This is a genomic window from Streptomyces sp. KL2 (assembly GCF_046529545.1).
In the GTDB taxonomy this organism is placed as follows: Bacteria; Actinomycetota; Actinomycetes; order Streptomycetales; family Streptomycetaceae; genus Streptomyces; species Streptomyces radiopugnans.
Genome location: NZ_CP127170.1, coordinates 3,131,183 through 3,148,383, shown reverse-complemented (window position 1 = coordinate 3,148,383; position 17,201 = coordinate 3,131,183). Strand labels below are relative to the sequence as shown.

Genomic DNA, 17,201 nt, shown 5'->3' with positions numbered 1-17,201 from the left:
GGGTGCGGTCGGTTCCCCACCGCCGCCTCCGCGGGCCCGACGGCCCGGTCTTGGCCTCCCGGATCCTGAGACCGGGAGACCAAGACCGGTACTGAGAACGACCGCATGCCCGTTCAGGAGAAGAAACCGGGCACCTTCTCGTCGGGCGTGCCTATCAGGAGAGCGCGGTCGAGAAAGATGTTGTTCATCTCGCAGCTTGTCTCCGGCAACAGAACACACGCATGACAGGCGGCGAGGTTGAGACTATTAACTCCACTGGCGTCGGATTCCACGCAAAGGGGGTCCGCCGAACACCACGAAATCCGCTCGAGCGCCGACTTCAGCGAATTCGACAATTTTCCCGGATCACCTTGGGCGACGATTCCCCCGAGGCTTCCCGCCGAATCACTGGTGGCAGTGTAGAGGAGCACACCGGCCATGTCCTCGTTGACGTAGAGACGCTCGCGGATTGCGGATGCAGGATAGCCGCAGTCCAGGCTCCACTCATTGATCAGCGCGTGCGCCAGAGTGTGGAGAAGGACGAATCGCGAGGTCAGCGAGGAGTGAACAGGGATGTTTCGATCCCCGACATGCCTACGGAGATGGCTCTCATGGTTGCGGCGCAGCCGCTGTGCGCGAGCCTCGGGAGATTCGGGACCGGTAAGTGATTCCCAGGCCGACAGCTTCTTGTGGTCCAGGGTGAGAAAAACTCCCTCACCGATGACCTCGATGGCGGGAAGCCAGTCAATGTCCTCGTCCAACGCGAGCTTGACCGCGCGTTCCCGATCCTCCCTGATGCGCGTAAGGGGTTCGATGCGGGTAAAGCTGTGGAGTGCCCGTACCTCACGGAGCCGCTTGACCAACATGATCTGGTCAATTCCTGGCACCCCCAGTTCACTCGCGTTCTCCGGGGGGAGGCAGACGAAGTGCTGGTTCTCCGGGTTTTCCGGGGTCTCCCTGCACAGCTGTCGGTACTCCTCCTGCCGGATCCTGCCCGCGGCCTCGAACTCGGTGTTCTCCTCGGGATCCTCCTGCGGTTGCTCGCCGGCATTCTCCAGTGTGCGTACCGCCCCGACCACTTCCTCGACGCCGTAGCGCCCCTTGTCGAGCCATCCCTCGTCGCGGGCATACTCCTCAATGCGCTCATCGCTCTTGTTGATCAGATGCCGCTTGTGTCGTTCAACCAGCTGCATCAGTTTGCGGTGCCACGGCGGGATGGACAGTGCGGAGGCCACGTTGGGGAACCAGGCCGCGGACGAACCACGCTGCAGCACTCGAAGGGGGCCGGCACAATTCGCCTCGCGTGCGCTCCTGCCGAACCAGGGGCGACCGCCTCGGCAGGTGATCCCCAACGCGGCCATGGCATCCCGGCTGAAGGCGCCCTCCAGCGATCCGTTCTCACCGCAGTCGCACTTGATCACAATGCCGCGCAGACTGGCCGTCCGCCCCTCGCTGTGGAGAGTCAACCGGGCCTTCGCCGGATCACAACCGCGGCCAGCCCTGCGTTCCTCACCACGCCGGGCGTGCAGCCATCGCCAGTACGGGAACTCGTCGAGATGGCCGTGGGCACACGCGACGACGAAGCGGGACGGCACGAGGGGAACCTCGCAGTCGCCGCACACATTGTCGTTGCGTCGACCGCCGAAGTCCCGGAACGGCTTGAGCGCACAGCACTTCGGGCAGGAGTAGGTCTCGGGAAAGCGACGTACCTTCACACCTTTCCCGGTCGGCGCCGGAGCCGCGGGGGGCAGCCGGAAGCCGTTCACCCCGAGACGCTGCTGCAGACGTGGCTCGGACAGGACGTCGGCGTCCCTGGTGTCCCAGGTGTCCAGTCCGCTGACGATGAACGACTGGTCGCCGACGGCGATCATCGCTCCGACGCCGTATGTGGTGATCTGCTGGGCACGTCGCACCGAGCCCAGCGGTGACCTGCGGACCTTCTCCTGTCGCGCTGTGGCGCCGGAGGCACCGGCCGAGGATCGACGTGCCATGTCAGGTCTCCAGGTAGAGGTCGGACTCGACATCGACGTCACGGAGGCTCCACAGCGTGTCGCGGGCCTCCTCGAGATCGAGATCGGAGTGGGTGCGGAGCAGCGCGGTATCGGGGCCGCGGTCCGGGTTCGGGCTGTAGGTGTAGGGCGCCTCGTACAGCAACCTGTCGTTCTCCTCGGCGAGCCGACTCCAGTGGCTGATGAACTCCCTCAGCTCCGTGTCGGTTGCGTCGGTTTCCTCCTTCTCGATTCCGCGCACCCGGGCCACCAGGACGGTGCGCAGGTCGTGCAGGTCCTGCTCGAAGGCACGCACATTGGCCGCGGCCCTGTTGGGACGGGCGATCGGCAGCACCAGCCGGGCCAGCCCGACGAAGACCGCGTGCAGGGCCCGGTCACGGGCGCGGGCGGAGTAGGGGGTGACGCTGGTCGACTCCACCTGCTTGTAGAGAGCCGAGTGGTACGGGACGAAGTCCTCGTAGTGCGACAGATCACGGGACCGGGCGGAGTTGAACAGGGTGACCACCAGTCCGGGGTGCTGTCGCCCCACACGGCTGGTGGCCTGGATGTATTCGGCTGTCGTCTGCGGCTGCCCCAGGACAGCCATCAACCCCAGCCGATCGATGTCGACACCCACCGAGATCATGTTGGTGGCGAGCACGACGTCCACCGCCGCGCCGGAACCGAGGGTGTGTGCCAGTTCACCCAGCCGGTCAGGAATCTCGCTGGAGGGGACACGGCTCGTCAGCTCTTTCGGAACGACTTCACGAGGCGTCCCGCTGCCGTCCCGTTGTGCATGCGTCTTCAGTCTCTCATTGACATCGGCGTGCACCTGCAGTTCGGCTGCCGCGAGCAGACGGAGGCTGTTGAAGTAGCCGACCAGGGTCCAGTAGGCGTCCCGGACCGCGTCATCGCCCTCGATCCGGCCGGCGTGGTGCAGTAGTGAGGCATAGGCGCGAATCAGCAGGGTCGCCTGGGAGATGCCCGGCGTGAGCAGCCCGACATAGCGGCGCGATGCCTTGCGCTCGGCGGGCGCCTGGACCGCGAACCAGGAGTCACGGGCATCGAGACCTGCCGGCGGGAACTGCGCCACCTCTCGGTCGAAAAGGGCCTTGCCCTGATCCCCCGCACGGCGGATGGTGGCCGTGGACGCGATCACCTTGGGGCGTTCTGCCGCGATGTCGATCGCCGCCTCGTACAGGCCGGTGAGCGTGCCGAGAGGTCCGGAGATGAGGTGCAGTTCGTCCTGGACGATCAGCTCGGGTGGGGGCGTGCCGTGCGCATCGGTGTTCCGGTTGAACAGGGCGGATACGTCGTCCCGCCACGCCACCCGCGCGAACTTGTCGACCGTGGCGATAACCAGTGTGGGGCGCACCCTGTAGAGCTCGGAGTCCACCACATGCACCGGCAACCCGTCACCGTAGTCGCAGCCCTCGCCCGGGCAGTTGATCGACATGTGACCACGGTCCACATCGACCGTGTAGTCCTCCGCCCTCAATGCCGTGCCGCACCAGGGGCAGTCACGGAGTTGCACCGGGTTCTGCTCCTGCAGCATCTCGCCCTTGCGCATCTTCCGCAGAGCGGTCCTGGCCTCCTCCAGATTGTTCGGGGTGGCCGCCCGTCCCACCCACATGCCGACAGAGATCGGTTCGTGCCCGAACCGATCGGGATCCTCCGCGCGAACCCGGTCCATGGCGCACATCAGCCTGGCGGCACGCTCGAACTGTTGCAGGGTGAGCAGCCTGAGTGTGTAGCGCATGAAGACCGTGACACCACCGCCCGCCTTGCCGCGGAGCAACCGCCGGTGGAACACGGTGAAGGCGATCAGACCGAGGTATGCCTCGGTCTTGCCACCACCGGTGGGGAACCACAGCAGGTCCACGATGCCGCGGTCCTCGTGCTCCGGGTCGACGATCCCAGTCAGGCAGAGCAGCAGGAAACCGATCTGGAACGGGCGCCAGGTTCCCTGCGGCTGTGGCTGCCCTTCGCGGCCGTCCCTGATCCACAGGCTGCGACCGAGTTGCCGTGCCATGGCCTTGTTGGCCGTTCGGAATGCCTCCATGGCACGCTCGTCGCGCTCCAGCAGTCGGATGCCCGTCTCCATGCGTTTCTGGGCTGCGCGGCACAACCGCATCTGCTTGCCGGCGAGTTCGAGATACTCGGTGCTTCCGTACGGACCGTCGCGCAACTCCTCGACTTCGGCTTCTCGTTCACCGATCCAGCGCCCGTAGGCGTCGACCAGTTCGCGGAGCCATTCCACGACCTGTTCCGGTGCCGCCTCGGCCAGTGTCTGCATCCCGAGACGGCGTACGTCGATGTCCGGATTGGAATCGGTGAGCAGTACCTCGTACGTCGGAACGAATTCCGTACGGACGGAGGCCACCCCGGCAGGCTCACCTCCCTCGGGGAACTCACCGACGGCCGGCGGTGTCCAGTCCCAGTCGGCGGCACAGCCGTGGCCGGTCGCGAAGGAGGGGGCATGGCGGTGAAGAAGTCGGTTGAGTCGAATCTCCTCGTCCACGCCTCCCTCTGTTGGACGTTCCACCAGGGCTGGCGCACCACCGGGAACGTCAACGCGCAGCCCGGCCTGGAAGAAACAACGAGTGTCCCGAATATCGGCCTTGCCCACCAGATGGGTGTTCACCAGGGTCGCCGTAATACTCACGGTGCCCCGCGGGCCGCTCGGCCGGCGAACCCGCACCCGCAGCTCCAGGCCCGGAGCAAGCGTGATCGGCTCCTGATGGGTTTCCGTGACGTCGACTGTGACGACGGGCAGCTCGAGCGGACGGCGACGCCACTGGAGATCCTGTGCCTCCACTGATCGTCGCTCCGCACGCTCCGGCACGGTGGGGCGCCCCTGGCCGTCCACCGGATCGTACACGGCGGCAGTGGGAGTGATCATTATGGAGCGGCTGCGTGAGGGATCCACGGCGAAGGTGATCCCGGTGGCCGAGGGGCGCTGGACGCTCGCCAGGTTGACTCCGGTGTCCGGCACCTCGTCGACGGCGAGTGTGGAGTCCGCGTCATCATCGTAGCCGCCCTCCTCCGCGTCCTCACGGGCCAGTTCCTCGTCCTCGGTACGGGGAAAAAGCACGCCGGTGGAGTAGGTCGTTACAGGCCAGTCGTCCAGCAGTTCCGTGGAGTCGGCCTGCTCACCGGTCGGCCCGAGAAGGTCGGCCCTGAGTCGTTCCACCAGCTCGGCACGGAAGCGGTAGTGTTCCTTGAGATCGGGCATCGTCGTTCTCAATCTTCTTCCGTTTCCGCGCGGTCGTACTGGAAGCGGCCGAGGCCGGCCGGGCGAGGGGTGAGCCACACACCCAGCTCGCCGAGACCTGCTTGGACGGAGACTCCTCGCTCGCCCACGACTGTCTCCACTGTGTCAATGCGCAGGTCCATGACGCGACGGGGCCAGCTCCGGGGTTGGTAGGTCCTGGACTGCTGCATGTGCCGGTAGAGGTCACGGCGGAACTTCTCCGAAGCCACGCCGATCGCACGGCCCTTGTGGAGCAACGCGTAGCCGGGGCTGATTCGCTCGTCGTGGTCCTCGGGCGCGTCATCGATCCGTTCCAGCACCGCCGGATCACCCGGAGCGGTTCGAGAACGGAGATGTTCCTGCAGCGATACCGGGTCGCCATTGATCTGGTAGCTGCCTGCCGGGTGGTGGGGGTGGATGTCTCCCCCCAGGAGCTCCAGCCCCGAACGCCTCCAGTGTTGATACCCGAAGCGCGCCCACCTGTCTGTCCGGCGGTCCTTGCGGACCAGCCGGAATCCCCCGCGATATGGAAGGACGTCCCGCGGAAGATCCAGCCGGTACAGCTCCCTGCGGGCTCGGGTCATGGCCACGTACAGCGCACGTGCGCGATCGGCCACGTCAACGGGCAGGTCTCCCTCCTCCACACTGATCTGCCCGGGGTCCACCACCAGGACACGGTCGAACTCCAGCCCCTTGGCGCGGTGAAAGGTGGAGATCACCAAAGGGTGCGCAGGCTGGGCGGTCAGTTCGTCCGGCAGTCTTCCGACGGAGATGGCATCACGTAGGCGCGACAGGTCGACGGAGCGTCCCGTTCGTTCACGGGTGCTGACGCACAGCAGGCGCCACGCACGTTCGCGCTCCGCCTCCCCGCCGGCGCCGACGAGCGACGGATGCAGTTCGTCGAAACGCTGCTTGGTCAAGGTCAGAACTCCCGGAGCGACATGCATCAGCTCGCCCAGCCACGCCGGGACCGCACGGTCCTGAGCCGCGCGACGCACCTGGTGTGGGACACCCGCACCGTGCAGCCACTCGGAGACCAGCAACACCTCTCCGTTCGTGCGACACAGCACGGCCGTGGTGGTGTCGGTGACACACAGGGAGTCCCTGATGAAGGGCACACCAATATCACCGAAATCCATTCGTGCCGCAAGCTCCAGCCGCAGCTCCTCGTAGGCCCGCTCCGCCTCGGCGAGAGTCGCGCATCCACGCATCACGCCCTCGAAGGACAGCGCCGAGCGTGCCTCGTCGGTGGACGCCCGGAAGTTTCGGGTGAGCGAGAGTTCGATCAGGTCGTCCACGAAGGTGCTGCGAAGCCAGTCGAAGAAGCGGTTGGTCTCGATCAGGCGCTCGTCCGGGTCGGTGACCTGATAGCTGTAAATCGCCTGGGCCGGGTCGCCGACGATGGTGAAGCCGCAATCGTAGGACTCCAGCAACACCTCGATCAGCTCACGCCGGTCACCGACCAGATCCTGAACCTCGTCGATCACGACGTGCCGCAGCTCGTCGAGCCACTCCGGAGCCTGTCCTTCGTCGGCCACCACCTTCGTGGCCTCTCGAATCCGCTCGTCGAAGGAGCGTGTCCTCCAGTCGATGTCGGCCGCGACCTCGTTGAGGATTTCCAGGGCCCATGAGTCGAAGGTCGTCACCCGGACATGCCGAGACCGGTCACCGTGCCGCGACAGTCGCTCCCGCAGCTCGCGCACCGCAGCACGAGAGAAGGTGAGCACCAGGACATCGCCAGTGGTCAACCCCTCGTCGGCCACCAAGGCCTCGACGCGGCGCACCAGCGTGTGCGTTTTTCCGGCCCCCGCCCCGGCGGTGACCAGCACCATGGCGTCCGCGGGCTGCTCCACGACCGCACGCTGTTCATCGGTCAGCGGAGGACTGTCCAGATATGGGCCGGCGGTCATGCGCTCCCCTTCCACAGGTACTCGAACTCGGTGTAGGCGAGATCCCTGCCGAAGTTCTCGATGTTGTCCTTGACGTTGAGAATCAGGCAGCTCTCCTTGCCACCGTTCAGAGGACCGCGCAGGCCGCGTCCGATCATCTGGATGTAGGTGTTCGGGCTGAAGGTGGGCCGAGCCACGACCACGGCTCGGACCGCCGGGGCATCAAAGCCCTGGGTGAGCACGTTGTAGTTGGTGAGAACCTGGATCTTCCCCTTGCGGAAGGCGTCGATGCGCCGGTTCCGGATACCGGTGGGTGTCTTGGAGTCCACGGACGCGGCGGCGATGCCGCTCTCGTTGAGCAGCGCGGACAGCACATGGGCGTGCTCGACCGAAGTGGCGAAGACCAGTACAGGCCAGTGCTGCGGCAGCCGTTCGATCTCCTCGATGATGCGCTTCGTACGGTTGACGTCCTGTGCCAGCCGTGCGGTCACGGCGGCGGGCAGCGTCATGCTGTTGCTGTTGGTGACCTGTGCGACCTGCTCCGGAGAGAGGGTGTACTTACCGCCGGGAAGCACACGCTGCTCCACCTGGGAGAGCACCCCGAGTTCCTGGAGGTGCGGGTAGGGGTCGTCCCCTTCGAAGACGCCGTGGTCCAGTCGCTTGTGTCCGAACCGGGCCGCCAACCGCCTGGTCTCCTCCTCACTGCTACCGCGGAAAGCAGTGGCGGTGAGCCCGACGAGGTGCCGCGAGGTCCGATACTGATCGATGCCGAGCGCGTCCAGGATCCTTGTATAGGTCTTGGGCACGGCGAAGTGGGCCTCGTCGACGATGACCACGTAGGCCTCTCGCAGCCAGGCGTACTGCTCGGTGGCTATGTGGCGGGAGAGAGTGTCGTCGATCGCCACCACGACCTGCGGACCGCCGGGAGCCGGCTCCGCCGCCATGCCGCCCCACATTCGACTGATACGCAGGCTCTGGTCGGGCCCCGTCTGGGACCAGACGAATTTCCACGTCTCAATGGCCTGTTCGCAGAGTTCCGCACTCTGTGCGACCCACAGGACCGGCCCCGTCACAACACCGTCGGCGATCGCCTGGACGGCCGCCTCCACCGCGATGCGCGTCTTGCCCGCACCGGTGGGAATCTGCAGCATGGCCCGCTTCTCGTCCGTCCGCACCAAGTGCTGGTACATGTTGGCGACCAGCCGCATCTGGTACGGATGCAGTGGCAGCGGCTTGCGCGGGCCTGCCACGGTCTCGAACGGCGGCGGCGCCTGCCCCGTCTCCTGGTCTCCGGCCCACTCGGCCGGGAACCCATAGGTCTTCACAAAAGTCCGGGCAGCATGCCCACCTGCCCAGTTCTTCTGAGGTGCGTCGAAGCCCGCCTTCACCAGGGCCGGGGCGAGCTGGCGCAGCACCTCCTCGCCATGCGTGGCGATGACCAGCTGAGCGATTCGCAGGTCGTCCGGCGCCTCGCCGTTCAGCTCCTCGTCCGCGATCAGCAGTCCGGGGGGGAGTTCCTCCCGGAGCCTTTCGGCGCCCAGCGCCAGCAGCAGCTTGCGTGCGGGGTCGGGCTCCCGGCGCACCTTGAGGAAGCGCTCCCCTTCCTTGTCCTTCTCCTGCTGTTGCAGCAGAGCTCGACAGCCGGGCTCGCCCAGTCGCAGCTCCAGGACCCGGTCCACAGCGCACAGCACGTCCAGCTCGCCGTCCGGCCCGCACAGCAGAACGGTGTCGCCCTCCCGGGCCTCGGTGAGCGGCTCCTCCCTCCGCCCCTCCGGTGTACGTACCACCTTGGCCAGATCGGAGCAGTGCACCAGCTGCCAGTCGACACCGTGCGGAAGCCGTTGCCGCAGCCGCGGATAGAGGTCGGTGAGCTGTGCAGGAGTACCCAGCTCGACGAAGGTGAGTTCCTCCTGGAGCAGTTCGGACGGAGCCCGCAGCGGCCACTCGTCGACCATCCGCTCCGCGTCCTCGGCAGTGGGCACCAGCATGGCCGGTACCTTCTCCCGCTGAAGAATGCGGTACTGCTCGGGGTCTGCGGTGACCGCGATCTCCTCGTCGGGACGGGTGGTCCACTCCTCCCCCACCTGGCAGCGGGTGAGGGTGTCCTCCGGCCAGGGAACCTCCTCGACGTCAAAACGGGTCAGCAAGGCATAGGCACTGCCGACGAAACTGGCGTCCTCGCTCCTGAGAGCGCGGATGATGAGTTCCGCCCACAGAGCCTGCGGTACCGAGTCGAAGGCCGTGATCAGGCGGAGAGCACGAGCCGTCTCCATGTCGACATCGGCCACGGGCAGCAACTTGCGATCCACCCGGAGTTCCGGGCTGACGCACTCACTCGGTTTGCGGATACCGAGCGAGGTGGGCACCACTCCTTCCTGCCGCAACATCCACACGATCGGGGATCGCACCGACTCCTGAGTGTTGCGGTTTGTCCCCACCTGCAGAGTCCAGTTGTGCACCAAGCCGTGGCGGGGCAGATGCTGGACGAACGCGGCGCACCCCTCCCTGGACAACCTGGGCAACAGGTGCAGAGGGCCGGCCGGGTTGGCACCGTCCACCTTGACGGTCTTGTAGTTGGGACGGCGTGCCTCGCTCGGCAAGCTCCGGAGGTACGCCTTGTAAATCCTGTCGCGGTACTCCTCGAACCAGTCGTCTTCGCGCGGGTCGTAGTCGGGGACGGGTCGATCGGTGGCACCCAGATCCCGCAGCAACGCGATGTCGGCACGGTGGAAGGCGGGATCGATGAGCAGCTCACGGTCCCTGGTCCCGTCGGCCGGCACCACCGGGCCGCCGAGGAAGGCGTCACGGATCGGTCGGAACACGCCGTCGGCCGTGCGGACCTTGATGGCCCGGCCGGGCTTCTCGATCTTGGCTTTGATCACCACAGCAGCACGGCCTCCGCCTGCCTGCCGTGTCAGCTGCCAGAAATCTTCCCACTCGGCGTTGCCATAGCGCCCGAAACCGAGGTCCAGAACGGCCTTGAGACGCCCCTCGGCGTCCGCCTCCGGGATGCCCAGCGCCTCCAGCGCGTGTCGCGCCCGATCGTCCACAACAACGTCCGGGTGCACGTACACCATGTCGTCGCGCAGCCCGCCACCGTCGACCGCGCTGCGGCGGTAGATCTTGCCGCGCGCCGGCGCCACCAGATCACCGCGCTCGGTGAGCAGAACACGCGCGCCGACCGCTTCGGCTGCGCATTCGGAACCGACAGCCTCCATCTCGGCGACGATGCGCAGGGCGAGCGCCGAAGCCACTGGGGTACGGTCCGCGACCAATGCCTCCAGCCACTCGACGACAGAGGCGGGGCGCACCCCGGCGATCTCCATGATGTCGCGCACCCGGGAGCGGCGTTCCCGGCTCTCCACGGAATGGTGGCACCAGTTGATGGGACTGCCGGAATGCTCGGCCCAGAGCTTCAGCCACTCCTCCCGAAGGCCCTCGGGATGGAGACGGAGGTCCCTGGGTTTGCGCAGAACACCACGTCGATCGGGCAGTGACGGCTCCTGCGCGGCGACCCGCAGCACCTCCTTGCTGAGCAGCTCGTCACCCCACTGGGACGCCTCGCGTCCGCGTGCTGTGAGCAGGGTCAGGTAGGAGCCCGGGTCCTCTTCCTCCACCAGTCGGGGCAACGAGGCGACGATCAGTTCGGCGGCCACTCGGACGAGTTCGGCGTTGAAGTCGCTCTTGGTCAGGTTCTGTCGGTCTTCGGGCGTCTTCCAGGGCGCGTTGAGGATCCCGGTGAGCGTGGTGTCGTAGTGGGTGGGGAAGAAGGCCCAGAAGCTGCCTCTCTTCTTGCGTGCCTCAACCCCCTTGCCGGGAACGGCCCAGGAGAGCCGAATCACCGGACGCTCATGCAACTCGCCTGCTGTCTTCTGAGCCTCGATGGACGGTTGGTGGTCGACGTGGAAGACATCCCACCGTTCGTTGCGTACCAGCTTGCCGTTGTTCTCCTCGATGACCCGGTGCTCGGTGTCGTGTGTCCGCTGCCGCAGCACGCGCTGCATCCGGTTGTTGCTTCGTCGGTCCTCCAGAACGACCGAGGCCACGTGGGAGGAGAACAGCATGAAGTGCGCCGGAAAGTTGCGCAGGTCATTCCCCAGACGGCGATCTGCCCCGGGGTGCAACGGCAACACGACCGTCGTGGACGCCCACTCCATCAGTTCGTCGAGAACAGGATCCTGTGCCCGGTCGGCGGCCAGGTCGAGAGGCTGTGCCATACGCAGCACCGGAGTCTCGTCCCTCTCCGAGAGCTGGGGCACCACCTCTCGAATACGTGCGGCGGACCATGCCTTGTCGAAACCGAAGCAACCCGAGGTGCTGTAGAAACGCGGAGTGTCGGTGACGCTGAGCACCGACTTCACGCCGACTCCGAAGCGGCCGATCTGTCCGCCCCTCTTCCGGGACACAGCCATCCGCAGGATGGTGTCGGCGCCTCCGGGTGACACCGGGTTCCCGGTGTTGGCGCAGTACAGGTGTGTATCGGTGAGCAGGACGTGGATGCGTCCTCCGCCGGCGTACTCCTGGTTCTCGTCGGCCCCGTTCTGCACCAACTCATAGATCTGCCGCTCCCCGTACCCACCCTGAGTGATGCGGCGTTCGTTGTTCGCATGCTCCTGCACGTGGCCGGGATCGGCTCGGTACACCTCGAGAATGCGACGGGACTGGGCAAGGACAGTCTCGATGACGTCCGTGGCGTCGGACATGGCACTGCTCATCGTGCTGCTGGCTCCTGATGCGATGGTGAACGAGCGAGGGCAGCGTGGGGGACCCCCAAATTTATCCTTATGGGCCCTTCCTGACCCGATGTCAGGTAAATATTGATCTGATCTTTATGTTGTCGACGCCTTGACCACGGAGCAACCGCGCCCCGAACTCCAGGTCTCGGAAAGTCGCGTGCTCCTGACTTCCGCACACCCGCGACGCCGGGGCAGAGAGTTGATTGGTTTCGGGGCCGGCGGCTCCGTTTGCAGCCGCCGGCCCCCGGCGGGTGGGGCGTCACCTGGCGCTCAGGTGACGCCCCACCCGCCGAAGAAGTGAAACCCCGCTCTCAAAACATCCCGAACCCGAATGACGATTCCTGACACCAAGAGTTTCGCGAGCCCTGCTGTGCCCCACCTGAACCGGAGCAGGCCCACCTTCGGCGCTTGAGTGCTCCCCCTTCGAGGATCTCCCCTCAAACAGCTAGCCGCCGGTCACGCCTTCCCGCCGCCCTGGCAGCGCCGGTGACGGCAGTTCCGGGACCGGGACGTCCTGCAGTATCGGGCAGGATGCCTTCCCTCCACCCGCCTTGCCCGACAACGCCGACCATGCCTCGACACCGAACGCCCCTCATGCGCGAGGCGATACTGCCGCTCCCAACTCCTGACCGTGGACTCCGAGACTCCGCACGCGGCCGCGATCATCTCAATCGGAGCGACATCCTTGGAGGCGAACATCGCAACCGCGAGCCTGAAGCCTTCGAGGTAATCCTTGTGCATATATCTCCTGGGGATCCTGTTCGGATTTTTCGTCACCGTTCTACCGCGACCTTCACACGCCGGGCAAGTCATTTGACAAGGAATACCGGGATGCTGCAGAAGCGGAAGTCAACGATCTTCCATCTCGACCATCAGGGAATAGCGCAACAGTTTTGGCGCGCCAATACAGGTGTCCGCCCCAGGGGTGTTGGAGGCACACTTGTCCCCTTGCACGGGAAGTTTCTCCCCGAAACTCCCACCGCCTCCACGGGAGGCCAGAGAAACCCTATCCACTCCACGCCTTCTCCTCAACTCCCTTGCGTCAAAAGCCTCTTGATCCTCCAGAGCCTGCGGTGGCCTGCATGAACCCTGCTAACCACATATCCAACCGCAGCGCCCCAAAGGTGCGCCACGGCAGCAAGAGGACATAAACGCAGACCATCTTCCACAAAGATTCGATTCGCCCGAATTGCCCGCCCACCTCCCCCAGGCTTCCGCATCGCCCTCCTGCCAGCGCAGCACCGCCGCTGCCACTACTTCAGCCACCAGCCCCTGCCTCGCATAGAGGAGGCTCAGGACAGGGTTGGCAAACAAAATTATCTCCTTGGTCGACGCGTCAAATTTGCCTTGTATGCTGCTGGTACCCGCGAAGGAGGACCGGTGGAAGCGAAGGACAGGCAGACCGAGAACTTCGGCGTGTGGCTGTCGCGCCAGCTACGGCGTCGTGGCATGACTCAGGCCGAGCTGGCCGAGGCACTCGGCATCACCCGCGCCGGTGTGTCGGCCTGGATCACCGGTCGAGCCGAACCACGTGAGGAGAAGAAGCGAGCGATCGCGGAGGTCCTCGGCACGGACGAGGCGACCGTGCACCTGCGTACCGCGGACGCCCCGTCCGAACGTCCCGTCGTCTGGTACCACCGCCCTGCGCACGCAGACGGCGGTCGAGAGTTCGGGAACGCCGCAGCCTTCGCCTTCGACGCCGATGTCTCCGTGCTCGCCCGTGAGGCCACCCAGAACAGCCTCGACGAGCGTCACCTCGAATCCGACCCCGTCCGTGTCCGGTACGTCCTGCACGAGCTGAGTGGAGAGCACCTGCGGAACTTCCTGGCGGCCCTGCGCTGGGAAGAACTGCTGCCTCACTACGAGGCGGCAGCCGCCCAGGAGCAGAAGGTCGGTCGGACGATCGCGGAGGGACTGCGGGAGCTTCGCGAGACGGACACCCTTCTTCTGTTGCGGGTCGACGACTACAACGCGTCCGGCCTCACAGGGCCCGAGTACGCGGACGGAAGGTTCGCCGCCGTGGTGCGGCGCCAACTGGACAGCCACAAGACCAAGAGACATGCGAGCGGTTCCTACGGCCTGGGCAAGGTCACGTTGTGGGCGACGAGCAGACTCGGTCTCGTCCTGGTCAACAGCACTCTCTCCGAGCCCCATGAAGGCCGCACCGAGCGACGGGTGATCGGCCGGCTGGACCTGCCCTGGCGCGAGGTGAACGGCGAACCGTTCGCGGGTCCGGCCTGGCTGGGCGAGGAGGACACCGAACCCGAGTACGAGGGTGTGGCCCGCTCCTGGTGGGCGGACGAGGCAACCGTCGACCGGCTGCACCTCACCCGGGCCGGTTCCGATCCGGGTACGTCCTTCCTCGTTGTCGGTGCGCACGACGCGGCCGGCGACGCGGAGACCGTCCAGGAAATGCACGAGAAGCTCGTCCGCTCACTGGCCGAGAACTTCTGGGCGGCCATGACCCACGGCGACTCCTCCGCCGCCCTCCTGGATGCCTCGGTCACCACCCTTCGCAACGGACAGGTGTTGATCAAGGAAGAACGGGTCGACCCTCACACCTACGAACCCGCACGCTCACGTGCTCTGAAGGCGTACCTGGACGGCAGGACTGTCGACCGACTCGCCGGCCTCGACCAGGTCGCCCTCACCCACGTGCCACTCACCGTGCCACCCCTGCGGGGAGAGAAAGGCGCCGCGACAACACACCGCGCTGTGCTGCTGGTGACCCCCGCCGACGACAAGGACGGCAAGCCCAATCATCTGGTGTGCATGCGCGGCAGCCGCATGACCATCAGCGCCCGCCGTGTTCCGGATCTGCCGCTGGGGACCAACCCCTTTCAGGCCGTCCTGCTCGCAGGCCGTGCCACGGGCAGCGTCACGGACGGCGCCGACCTTGCGGAGGCTTTCCTGCGTGCCTCCGAGCCTCCTGAGCACAACGACTGGACCAAAACGGAAGAGCTGGCCTCCCGATACGCGCGTGGGGCACGCCAACGAATCCTCGACTTCCGTCGCGATATGAACATTGCTGTCAGGCAGTTGGTGGCCCGACGGGAGGAGAAGTCCCGAGGCGGCCCGGCCGTACTGCGCGAACTGCTGAGGCTCGACGGAGGCGGTAGTCCCAGTAGGCGCGCGGACGGCCATCCGACGGTCCGCAATGTCGACGGTGAGCTGACCGCGTCCGGTGCCTGGCGGGTTCAGGTCGAGGTGAAACTGCCCCGGCGTGAAGATCCATGGCTGATGACCCCAGTGGCGAAATTCGACGTCCGCTCCGGTGGCAAGCCCACCGTGCGGTGGTCCGAGCTGATCGCCGGAGAGAACTGCCGCGTGGAGAACGGACACCTTCGCTTCGAGCCCGGCGTACGCACCGCCTCGTTCAGCGGCGTCACCGACATCGGGAGCCACCCCGTGGCCGCCGGCATGGCACGCCTGATCATCGATCTTCAGAAGGCAAGGGGGGAGACGGCATGAAGGCCCTGGTGCCGTACGCGACTCTCGTCGGCGAGGTGACGTTCAAGGTCACAGCTGCCAAGCTGGACGGGCGGGAACTGCCGCTGGAGATGATCTCTCAGCAGGAGCGGGTAGTCGCCGTCCATCAGGCCGAGCGACGAGCCTGGGACGAGGCCCGTCTGGAACTGCGGGCCGAACTCCCGGACACCGAGCTGGGCTCGAGCCGGTGGGAGGACGCCACCTGCGTCGCCGTCCTCACCGAAGGCGCCACCAATGCCCGTACCGTGAGGCACCTGCGTCGTTCGTCCGGCGGTAGTTGGGTCGGCAGCATCACACTGGTCCGCGACTCCTACCGCAACAGGGCGGAGTTGTCGGTGAACGTTGTCGCCACAGTGGATGGCGTGGCCGGCCGTGTCATCGGGAGTTCCGAGGGCGACTGGATCGTCGACCTGGTTGCTCGTACTCCCGTGCGCCAGCGGGAGATCAGGTTCAACGAGACCGATTTCCGCGATGGCGAGGAGGACTGGCTCCGCCCGTTCAAGGACGCGCCCTGGCTGGTGGAGACCTCAGGCGAGATGCCCACCGTGCACCTCAACACCGGATTCGAGGGCGTCGTCGAACTCCTCGACTCCAAAGGCAGTTCGTTGGAGAGGGCCGTACGCGATGTGCTCGCCGCGCAGATCGCCACCGATACCTGGACAGCGATGTTCCATGCTGCGGTGAGCGATCTGGAGACGGACGAGGACGGCACACCCCAGTGGCCCTCCGGTTGGCGGGACTCGGTGCTGCGCACCATGCTGCCCGATGTATTGCCCGATGTGTCCGCGGCTGACGCCCTGTGGGAGATCCACTCGCGGCGCGCGGAAAGCGTCGGATGGAGCGAGCTTCAGTCCCGCATCCAGTACGCGGCTTCCCGTAGGGCGAGAGTCGCCAGGAACCTGGGCACCGCCATTCGTGTACTCGACCGATCCGACGAGGGGACTTCCTGATGACCCGTGACATCGACGACCTTCCCGAGCGCCTTGGTCTTCTCCGCGATGCCCTGGCGACCAAGAATCTCACCCGAGGTGTGCTCACCGGCCAGGAGGACCCACCTCTGGTGGCTCTGTCCCGTGCTTCCGAGCCCGTCGACAAGCCCGGCTCACGGTGGAGCACCCGCTCCCTGCGGGAACTTCTCGAGGATGCGATGCGCCTGCACGCAGATGACCGCACCCATGCCGACGCCTGGCTCGCTCCGCGACTGCACGCCACACTCCGGCTGACACGTGCGGAGGCCGCGGAAACCGCCCTGTGGAACTTCGTCGCACTGGTGGTCGCTCCCGATTACGTGGTCTGGCGTCACCTTCCGCGGAGCAGAGGCGACAGAAAAGCGGCGGTCACGGCCGACCGCTTCTGCGGTCCGCACTACAAGCAGTCGTTCGCGCGTCTGTGGTGGGCGGCCGAGCTGTTCCGGGACGGCGAGGACTACCGGCCTGTCGTCACCGCATGTCGCAACCAGGATGTTCTCAACACGGTGCTGCGACTCGACGTCATCGACCATCGGCCCACCGCCCGAGCGGTGACCCGACTCATCGAGCAGGGCGCCGTCACTACAGGCCGCGAGGTCAACGCACTGGCCACCGCCATCAACACCGCCGGCAGCACGCTGATGTACGACGTACTGGCCCCGGACGACGGTCCGGATACGGAGGCTCTGCGCCACTGGATCAGCGAGGGGGACATGGCTCCGCCGGTCTCGCGGGACTCCCTGCCGGACGGCCCTGACGACGGCGAGATCCCGCGCGACTCGGTGAACACACTGGCCGAGCAGTTCGAGAAGCTCTTCATGGGTGCTCCGGTGCGCGGCAAGGAATCCCGAGGGAGCGAAAAAGATCTATTTGAATAGATTACCGACGCGCACTCAGCC

At 66.1% G+C, this 17,201-nt stretch carries 8 protein-coding genes; 3 read left to right on the top strand and 5 right to left on the bottom strand.

The genetic code is table 11. The annotated features are described in order from the left end of the window. Positions 1-113: 113 nt before the first annotated feature. The 5 genes from drmB to QPK52_RS14240 all read right to left on the bottom strand — a co-directional run bounded on the left by drmB (position 114) and on the right by QPK52_RS14240 (position 12,586). Positions 114-1,970: a DrmB family protein gene (drmB, locus tag QPK52_RS14260; RefSeq protein WP_410537861.1), complete on the bottom strand. Its 1,857-nt coding sequence runs from the start codon at positions 1,968-1,970 to the stop codon at positions 114-116. Position 1,971: 1 nt separating this feature from the next. Continuing rightward, positions 1,972-5,202, bottom strand: coding sequence for a helicase-related protein (locus QPK52_RS14255; protein ID WP_410537860.1), 3,231 nt, complete (start codon positions 5,200-5,202; stop codon positions 1,972-1,974). Between the two features lie 8 nt (positions 5,203-5,210). Continuing rightward, positions 5,211-7,130, bottom strand: coding sequence for a UvrD-helicase domain-containing protein (locus tag QPK52_RS14250; RefSeq protein ID WP_410537859.1), 1,920 nt, complete (start codon positions 7,128-7,130; stop codon positions 5,211-5,213). Next, positions 7,127-11,824 carry a DEAD/DEAH box helicase gene (locus tag QPK52_RS14245; RefSeq protein ID WP_410537858.1) on the bottom strand — a complete coding sequence of 1,566 codons (4,698 nt, stop codon included), beginning with the start codon at positions 11,822-11,824 and terminating at the stop codon, positions 7,127-7,129. Before QPK52_RS14245 ends, QPK52_RS14250 begins: the two co-directional genes overlap by 4 nt. A 477-nt stretch (positions 11,825-12,301) precedes the next feature. Further along, positions 12,302-12,586, bottom strand: a complete 285-nt coding sequence (locus QPK52_RS14240; RefSeq protein WP_410537857.1) for a helix-turn-helix domain-containing protein — start codon at positions 12,584-12,586, stop codon at positions 12,302-12,304. 639 nt (positions 12,587-13,225) lie between these two features. Here QPK52_RS14240 and QPK52_RS14235 point away from each other — a divergent pair. The 3 genes from QPK52_RS14235 to QPK52_RS14225 are packed head-to-tail and all read left to right on the top strand — an operon-like array spanning position 13,226 to position 17,180. Further along, positions 13,226-15,316, top strand: coding sequence for a helix-turn-helix domain-containing protein (locus QPK52_RS14235; RefSeq protein ID WP_410537856.1), 2,091 nt, complete (start codon positions 13,226-13,228; stop codon positions 15,314-15,316). Beyond that, on the top strand, positions 15,313-16,284 hold the full coding sequence (locus tag QPK52_RS14230) for a hypothetical protein (RefSeq protein ID WP_410537855.1): 972 nt from the start codon (positions 15,313-15,315) through the stop codon (positions 16,282-16,284). Before QPK52_RS14235 ends, QPK52_RS14230 begins: the two co-directional genes overlap by 4 nt. Then, on the top strand, positions 16,284-17,180 hold the full coding sequence (locus tag QPK52_RS14225; RefSeq protein ID WP_410537854.1) for a DUF6339 family protein: 897 nt from the start codon (positions 16,284-16,286) through the stop codon (positions 17,178-17,180). Before QPK52_RS14230 ends, QPK52_RS14225 begins: the two co-directional genes overlap by 1 nt. Positions 17,181-17,201: the final 21 nt, after the last annotated feature.

Excerpts from the sequence above, each read along its gene's own strand:
- QPK52_RS14230 (WP_410537855.1), top strand. The coding sequence starts at position 15,313 with ATGAAGGCCCTGGTGCCGTACGCGACTCTCGTCGGCGAGGTGACGTTC.
- QPK52_RS14225 (WP_410537854.1), top strand. The coding sequence starts at position 16,284 with ATGACCCGTGACATCGACGACCTTCCCGAGCGCCTTGGTCTTCTCCGC.
- QPK52_RS14240 (WP_410537857.1), bottom strand. The coding sequence starts at position 12,586 with ATGCACAAGGATTACCTCGAAGGCTTCAGGCTCGCGGTTGCGATGTTC.
- QPK52_RS14245 (WP_410537858.1), bottom strand. The coding sequence starts at position 11,824 with ATGAGCAGTGCCATGTCCGACGCCACGGACGTCATCGAGACTGTCCTT.
- QPK52_RS14255 (WP_410537860.1), bottom strand. The coding sequence starts at position 5,202 with ATGCCCGATCTCAAGGAACACTACCGCTTCCGTGCCGAGCTGGTGGAA.
- QPK52_RS14250 (WP_410537859.1), bottom strand. The coding sequence starts at position 7,130 with ATGACCGCCGGCCCATATCTGGACAGTCCTCCGCTGACCGATGAACAG.
- drmB (WP_410537861.1), bottom strand. The coding sequence starts at position 1,970 with ATGGCACGTCGATCCTCGGCCGGTGCCTCCGGCGCCACAGCGCGACAG.